Origin of the sequence: Candidatus Desulfofervidus auxilii, from assembly GCA_030262725.1 — a bacterium.
Classification (GTDB): Bacteria; Desulfobacterota; Desulfofervidia; order Desulfofervidales; family Desulfofervidaceae; genus JAJSZS01.
This window is the reverse complement of the sequence record JAJSZS010000011.1, coordinates 67,958-74,312: the sequence shown is the minus strand read 5'-3', so window position 1 is coordinate 74,312 and position 6,355 is coordinate 67,958. Positions and strand designations below refer to the sequence as shown.

Annotated in this window: 9 protein-coding genes; 6 read left to right on the top strand and 3 right to left on the bottom strand. The window is 30.9% G+C overall.

The features are described from left to right. Window positions 1–166: 166 nt before the first annotated feature. Window positions 167–601 carry a transposase gene (locus tag LWW95_07420; GenBank protein ID MDL1956858.1) on the bottom strand — a complete coding sequence of 145 codons (435 nt, stop codon included), beginning with the start codon at window positions 599–601 and terminating at the stop codon, window positions 167–169. Beyond that, a complete protein-coding gene (locus LWW95_07415) occupies window positions 520–957 on the bottom strand; it encodes a hypothetical protein (GenBank protein MDL1956857.1) in 438 nt (145 codons plus the stop codon). Before LWW95_07415 ends, LWW95_07420 begins: the two co-directional genes overlap by 82 nt. Window positions 958–1,197: 240 nt before the next feature. Here LWW95_07415 and LWW95_07410 point away from each other — a divergent pair, with 240 nt between their 5' ends. From LWW95_07410 to LWW95_07390, 5 genes are read left to right on the top strand one after another with little or no spacing between them, the layout of a single operon-like run. Beyond that, on the top strand, window positions 1,198–1,701 hold the full coding sequence (locus tag LWW95_07410) for a nucleotidyl transferase AbiEii/AbiGii toxin family protein (protein ID MDL1956856.1): 504 nt from the start codon (window positions 1,198–1,200) through the stop codon (window positions 1,699–1,701). Then, a complete protein-coding gene (locus LWW95_07405; GenBank protein MDL1956855.1) occupies window positions 1,691–1,957 on the top strand; it encodes a hypothetical protein in 267 nt (88 codons plus the stop codon). The genes LWW95_07410 and LWW95_07405 overlap by 11 nt, the downstream gene beginning before the upstream one ends. After that, window positions 1,938–3,320: a heme anaerobic degradation radical SAM methyltransferase ChuW/HutW gene (gene hutW, locus LWW95_07400; GenBank protein ID MDL1956854.1), complete on the top strand. Its 1,383-nt coding sequence runs from the start codon at window positions 1,938–1,940 to the stop codon at window positions 3,318–3,320. Before LWW95_07405 ends, hutW begins: the two co-directional genes overlap by 20 nt. Before the next feature lie 2 nt (window positions 3,321–3,322). Further along, entirely contained in the window at window positions 3,323–3,706 is a 384-nt protein-coding gene (locus LWW95_07395; GenBank protein ID MDL1956853.1) for a retropepsin-like domain-containing protein, read from the top strand. Next, a complete protein-coding gene (locus LWW95_07390; GenBank protein MDL1956852.1) occupies window positions 3,703–4,236 on the top strand; it encodes a flavodoxin domain-containing protein in 534 nt (177 codons plus the stop codon). Before LWW95_07395 ends, LWW95_07390 begins: the two co-directional genes overlap by 4 nt. Here LWW95_07390 and LWW95_07385 read toward each other — a convergent pair. Beyond that, on the bottom strand, window positions 4,224–4,649 hold the full coding sequence (locus LWW95_07385) for a hypothetical protein (protein MDL1956851.1): 426 nt from the start codon (window positions 4,647–4,649) through the stop codon (window positions 4,224–4,226). The two genes, LWW95_07390 and LWW95_07385, sit on opposite strands and share 13 nt — an antisense overlap. A 533-nt stretch (window positions 4,650–5,182) precedes the next feature. Here LWW95_07385 and LWW95_07380 point away from each other — a divergent pair. Beyond that, a complete protein-coding gene (locus LWW95_07380; GenBank protein ID MDL1956850.1) occupies window positions 5,183–6,340 on the top strand; it encodes an LbtU family siderophore porin in 1,158 nt (385 codons plus the stop codon). Window positions 6,341–6,355 lie beyond the last annotated feature (15 nt).

Below are 6,355 nucleotides of genomic sequence, written 5' to 3'. Positions count from 1 at the left end.
CTGGTTCAAAATTAAGGTTTGTTGCTATCACTTTATATCTTTCCTTTAAATCAATTTCTTCTTCACCAAATAGCCTTTGCTGATATGGTCTTCTTACCACAATTAGCCTGAATGCTCTCTTTGTCTTTTCCATACAATGTAGTGTCTCGGCAATATGTCTATTTTCTTATGGTCTCCATTCATCTTCTTTTATAGACAAAATCGCTTCTTTGACCGCTCTATCTATATGGGCACCTATGGCAAATTTTATTCCCTTTTGTTCACAATAATTAAATATCTCTGCTTGATAAGATGCTGCATCTGCTCTTAAATATCCTATCCTTTTTCCCCTTGGCATTTGCCTTTCACAGTGTTTTATAAACTCCAAGTTTTTGGCTGAAGGAGAAACATTGCCTTGGCGAAATTCTGCATAAATTACTAACCCATTTTCTGCTAAATGCCCTACCATAGGCATGTATCCTCTAAATCCCTTATATGTCATCTCTGCCTCTTTCTTCTCTGCTAAAATAGCCGTTGCATCTATATCAAGAGTATAATCTCTTTTTCCTTTTTTAACTGCTTGTGCAAATAAAACCTGTTTAGTTGCTCTAAACCCTTTAATCCTTCTCCTTCGCCCATCCGTCTTAACCAGCTATAAAAGGCATCACTTGAGGGAATTTTTTCTATGCATAATAATTCCCTTAAACCTTCATCTACTTTAATTTCTCTTATATCTTCAATAGCCCTGCTCCCTCCATTAAGCATGAGCACAAGGGGTAAAACAAAGTCTTTTGGTCTATAACCTCTACCACTTTTTGGCAGAGGCAGATATTTATCTGCCCTTTGATTAAGCCTTAATCCATAAACAAACTCACCAAATAAAACTAAACCTGCCCTGGGAGTGATAATTTCGTAAGTCTTCTCTAAAACAAATGGTAAAATAGTTTGCTTTACTTTTGCCCCTTTTTGTTTTATCATTGTTTTTACCCCGTGAGTGTGTTTTCACCTTTTAGGTGAAAGGTGATTTTTCAAAATCGCTTTATTATAGCACACTTACGGGGTTTCTTGTATGGCAAACAAGGATTTAGGGTTTATTTTCCATCTGTTTTCAATATGTTAAAAATTTTAATTGGAAAAATAACACTTTGTTTATGAATCGTCAATAATTTATGAAAAACTACTTGATTCTACTATAATTTTACGTTATGGATTGAATGAATGATTTATGAAGAAGTTTTTAAAGAGTTTGAAAAAAGAAAAGTAAAGTATCTTATTGTTGGTGGTATAGCTGTCAATTTTTATGGATATGTAAGACTGACTGTAGATTTAGACTTAATGATTGACTTATCAGATGAAAATCTATCTAAAATTGTTGATATTTTAGAAAAATTAGGTTATGTTCCAAAGGTTCCTGTAGAACCTCATGAATTAATATCAAGAGAAAAAAGAGATGAATGGATACAAAAAAAAGGAGCAATTGTATTTACCTTCATACATCCTAAAAATCCATTTAAGCTTATAGACATATTTTTAGTTAATCCAGTTAATTTTGAACAAGCATATTCAAACAAAAAGGTAATTCAGATTAAAGGGATAAATGTAAATGTGGCTTCTATTGATGACCTTATAAAAATGAAAAGCCTTTGTGGTAGACCTAGAGATATAGAAGATATTAATCATTTAAAGAGAATTAAACAATTGAGGGAAAAATGTGAAGATTGAGAAAATTTATAAATACGCCTATATCAAAAAACCTTTACATGAGATTTACTCTAGCCCAAAGTTGGTACCTCCTGAATTTATACTAGAGTGGTTTAAAGATGCTTTTGATTATCAAAGATTTCATTCAGATGAAGAACTTCTGCAATTTATGTCTTTAAAACCAGAAGATATATTAAAATGGATTGAAGAGAGCCTTATACTTATATGGGAAATAAAAAAATACCAATATTTGCTTCATGCAGAAAAAGAAATATAATATTGGACAATTAAGAAGGCATACTTCTGAAATGACTGATGAAAGAGCATTTTTTGCTAATGAGACAGATAATCCACTGTGTTATGCTTTTGATAAGAAGCCTTCTGTCCATCCTTTTTTAAAAGGAATACCTATAGAAAATTATAAAAATGTTTGGGAAGATTCACTCAATAAAAAGGCAAAGCCAGAAAAAAGGGCTATTTATATAAATATTCCTTTTTGTGAGACTCATTGTATATTTTGCGGTTTTTATCAAAATGCATTTAAAAAAGAAGAAGAATCAAATTATATAGAATGTTTATTAAAAGAGATGGAGATGCTTTCTGATAAGCTATTTATTGTTTCTCATCCATTTCATGCTGTTTATCTTGGTGGTGGTACACCTACAGCATTAAGTGCTAAGGGGCTTTTTAAGATATTAACTGCTATTAATAAATATTTTCCTTTATCAAATGATTGTGAGATTACAGTTGAAGGAAGGATTTATCATTTTGATAAGGAAAAGATCCTTGCCTGTATTGATGCAGGGGCAAATCGTTTCTCTCTTGGGGTGCAAAGCTTTAATACATTTGTAAGAAAAAAGATGGGCAGAATAGAGGAAAAAGAAAGAGTAATTGAAACATTAAATTATATAAAAGAATTAAATTATGCTATATTAGTCATTGATTTAATATATGGTTTTCCATATCAAAGTATGGAGATTTGGGAAGAGGATATAAAGGAATTTATTGATTTAGAAATTGATAGTGCAGATTTTTATCAATTACATATTTATAAAGGAAAAAGGTTAGAAAAAGCAGTAAATGAAGGGAAGATTGCCCCTTTTGCAGATATACCTAATCAGGCATTGATGTATAAGAAGGCAGTAGAGATGATGAAAAAAGAAAGATATTTAAGGCTTTCTATGACCCATTGGGCAAGGGATCATAGGGAAAGAAATATTTATAATACATTAGCAAGATGTGGAAGTGTTTGTATTCCTATTGGCTCTGGGGCAGGTGGTTGGTTTAATAATTACTTTTTTTATCAAGATAATAATCTTTCTTCATATTATAAAAGAATAAAAAATAATGAAAAACCAATAAGCTTTTGTATGAGATGGCCAGATTATGCTACAATGTTTAGGGAGATTATTGGAAGTATAGAGACTAAAGGGGCATGTAATTTAAGAAAGATATCTAAAAAATATAAATATGATTTGGAAGATATCTTTTTGCCTATTTTAAATCAATGGGAAAAAGTAGGGCTTATAAGATTAAATGATGGCTGGTTAGAATTAACTTTAGCTGGTGAGTTTTGGTATGTAAATATTACTCAAGCATTGATTGATTATTTCTCTTTAAAATATAATTTTAAGGAGTAAAAATGGCGGTAATTTTAAAAAAAATAAAACTTAAAGGTTCGAAAGGAGAGGTAGAAAAAGAAGCAATATTTGATTCAGGTTCTACTTATTCATGCATTCATCCAGAACTTGCAAAAAAACTTGGAACAATTGAACCACTCCCAGAACCTATGGAGTTTTTAACAGCTGAAGAAGGTAGAAAAATAACAGCAAAGGGAGCGGTAAGATTAAACTTTTATATTGATAAATATCGTTTTTCAGATGAATTTATGGTTATAGATAATCTTTCTAATGGAGTAATAATTGGGGCAGCAACTTTACAGAAATGGCGATTAAAGCTTGATTTTGAAAAAGATGAAATAATCATTGACCCAAAGGTAACAAAACTTTGGTTATTAAAAATATGAAGACACTTATTGTTTATGCTACAAAATATGGTTCAACAAAAGAGATTGTTAATTGGATGAAAGAAAGAATTGAATTTGAGGTAGAAGACTTTAATGTAAAAGATGCACCTTCACCAAAAGATTATGATTTAATCATTATTGGTGGTCCTGTTTATGAAGAAAGGATTTTAAAGGAAGTTGAAGAGTATATTGAAAAATATAAAGAAATATTGGAAGAAAAGAAAGTAGCTATCTTTTGTGTTTGTCTTGATACAAGAGGGGTATATGTAAGAGGAAATATTATTGGTGGATGGAATTATCTTATGCCTATTTTAAGAAAATTTAAAAATCCACCTATTCATGCAGCTATTTTACATGGTGAGATAAATCCAAAAAAATTAACAGAAGAAGATAAAAAAAGATTGCTTTATTTTTATAACAAAATCTTAAAGAAAAATTATACCTCTGTCCCTTATCGCACCATGATGCAAAAACAAGAAGTTTGGGAATTTATAGAAAGACTTGTTAATAAGCTTGTTTATAAAGAATAACTTTTTCTTAATTTTTCTTCTTTTTTAAACCTCCAAATTCCTTTTCCAGCATCTTCTAAAACAATTTGAAGAGCACTTATTGATTTATCACTTAACAATACCTCTTTTTCTCCTTCCATTATTACTGCTGAAACTAATATCGGATTAGAAACGGTATCTTCTGTTAAGACTTGGATTTCTAAGCAGTTTTCAATATAATAAACTCTAACTTTCCCACCTCCTCCAACTTCATAATCCCCTACCTCAGTTCCATCAGGAAGGTGAGGCCATAAACCAAGTTTTTCAGCAGTTTCTTTTGGAATTACTATTTCTGGTTCTTTTGATTCATAACCTGTATTAAGTAAGGCAATCTCTTCAATTGTTTCTTTTTTTCCTTTAAGTGCCTTTAACCTAACCTTTACCCTTACTGCCACTTCTTTCTCCTTTCTTTTAGAATTTTAAAAGAGACAATCTTTCCTATCTTTCCTTTTGGTTGTAAAAGTTTAAAGGAAATAATCTTTCCTATTTTCCCTTCTCTTTTTTCCATCTTTACCTCCTTTTTTAAATTTCTGATTTAAGTTTAGAGAAGAAAGACAAAGTGTCAAGGAAGAAAATAAACTGAATTTTAATTTTCTTTAAAAAAGTTCTTGCGTAGCGAAACCTTCTTTCAATGATTTTCTTCTGGAAAGTTTTTAACTTGAAAAGTATTTTTTTTACTCTTAAATAGAAGAAATTGGTTATGGAAGAAAAAAACAAGCTAAAGGCGATAAACGAAAACATCAGGTTATTCAGAAAATGCTAAGGGATGCAAAAATGTTAAGAAATTAAACTTTTGTATTGACAAAAACTTAATTATATGTTATTAGCAAAGCTTAAAAATTAACTGGAGTTATTATGATAAAGATTTTAATCAATTTAAAAAGGATTGGACATATTTTTTTCTTAAATAATTTTTAAGGAGGGTATTATGAAAAAGGGAGTAGTATGTTTATTGTTAATGGTTTTGTTGATGAGTTCTTCTTATGCAAAAGAAAAAAGTATTATTGACACTATTGCTGAAAGAATTGAATTTCATGGGGAATTGGAAGCAGGATTTAAAGTAGAAGCAGTGGGGCATAGAAGTAAAAATAACAAAGTGCATAGTGAAATTCAGCTTACTACAGCAGGTCTTTCCATTGAAGCCAGTGTTACAGACTGGATAAATGTTGCAGTAGTGCCTCTATTTGAAGTAGATGAATTCTTTATTGATGAAGGTTATATGACAATAGGGCCAACAGAGAATATACCATTTTATCTTACTGGTGGATTGCTTTATCACCCTTTTGGGAAAAGAGAAGAATACACACACTTTCCTGATGACCCATTTGTAAACTTTCCACTTACTCTTTATTTTGGTGAAATCTGGGATCCAGGTTTGATAGTTGGATACACACAAAAACTTCCTGTAGGCAGTTTGACTTTAGAAGGATTTTTAGTCTATTCAGATGTGAGCAAATGTGATGATGAGCGCCATGCAGATACATTTGGTTTTAATGTCTCTTATAATTTATCTAATGAAGATTATAGTTTTGAAATAGGTGGTTCTTATATCAGTAATGTGCTTGATGCAAGTGGCTTGAAAGATTATTTTGGTGATCCAGCTTGGGATGGAGATTTAGTTTCTGAAAAGGATGTAGATGGTATAGCTGTTTATATGAGCGGTGAGTACAAAAACTTTTATTTCACAGCTGAATATATGACAGTAACTGAACCTTTTAAAAATTTTAATAGCAGAGAAGAAAATTTAGACTGGGAGAATGAACCAAGATTGTTAAAAGACACAAAGAATGAAACTTTACATCCCCATGTATGGGGATTTGAAATCGGAGCAAATATAGAGGAAATGTTAGGATTACCTAAACCTGTTGAGGTAATGTTTAGATATGAAGGTTCTTTAGAAGCACAGCCTATTTATGATATACCAAAGAATAGATGGGCAATTGGGGTTAATATTGGTCTTTATGAATATCTTACTTGGTCAGTGGCATATGCTGTAGAAGACTATGACCCGGATTGGGAGACAGATTATGAAGATGATAGAACTAGCCGAAATCTTTTCTTCACTCAAATGGCTGTAGAATTTTAGTCTAAATTGATTTTT

Coding starts and splice junctions, on each gene's coding strand:
- LWW95_07390 (MDL1956852.1), top strand. CDS start 3,703: ATGAAGACACTTATTGTTTATGCTACAAAATATGGTTCAACAAAAGAG.
- LWW95_07410 (MDL1956856.1), top strand. CDS start 1,198: ATGATTTATGAAGAAGTTTTTAAAGAGTTTGAAAAAAGAAAAGTAAAG.
- LWW95_07395 (MDL1956853.1), top strand. CDS start 3,323: ATGGCGGTAATTTTAAAAAAAATAAAACTTAAAGGTTCGAAAGGAGAG.
- LWW95_07415 (MDL1956857.1), bottom strand. CDS start 957: ATGATAAAACAAAAAGGGGCAAAAGTAAAGCAAACTATTTTACCATTT.
- hutW (MDL1956854.1), top strand. CDS start 1,938: ATGCAGAAAAAGAAATATAATATTGGACAATTAAGAAGGCATACTTCT.
- LWW95_07380 (MDL1956850.1), top strand. CDS start 5,183: ATGAAAAAGGGAGTAGTATGTTTATTGTTAATGGTTTTGTTGATGAGT.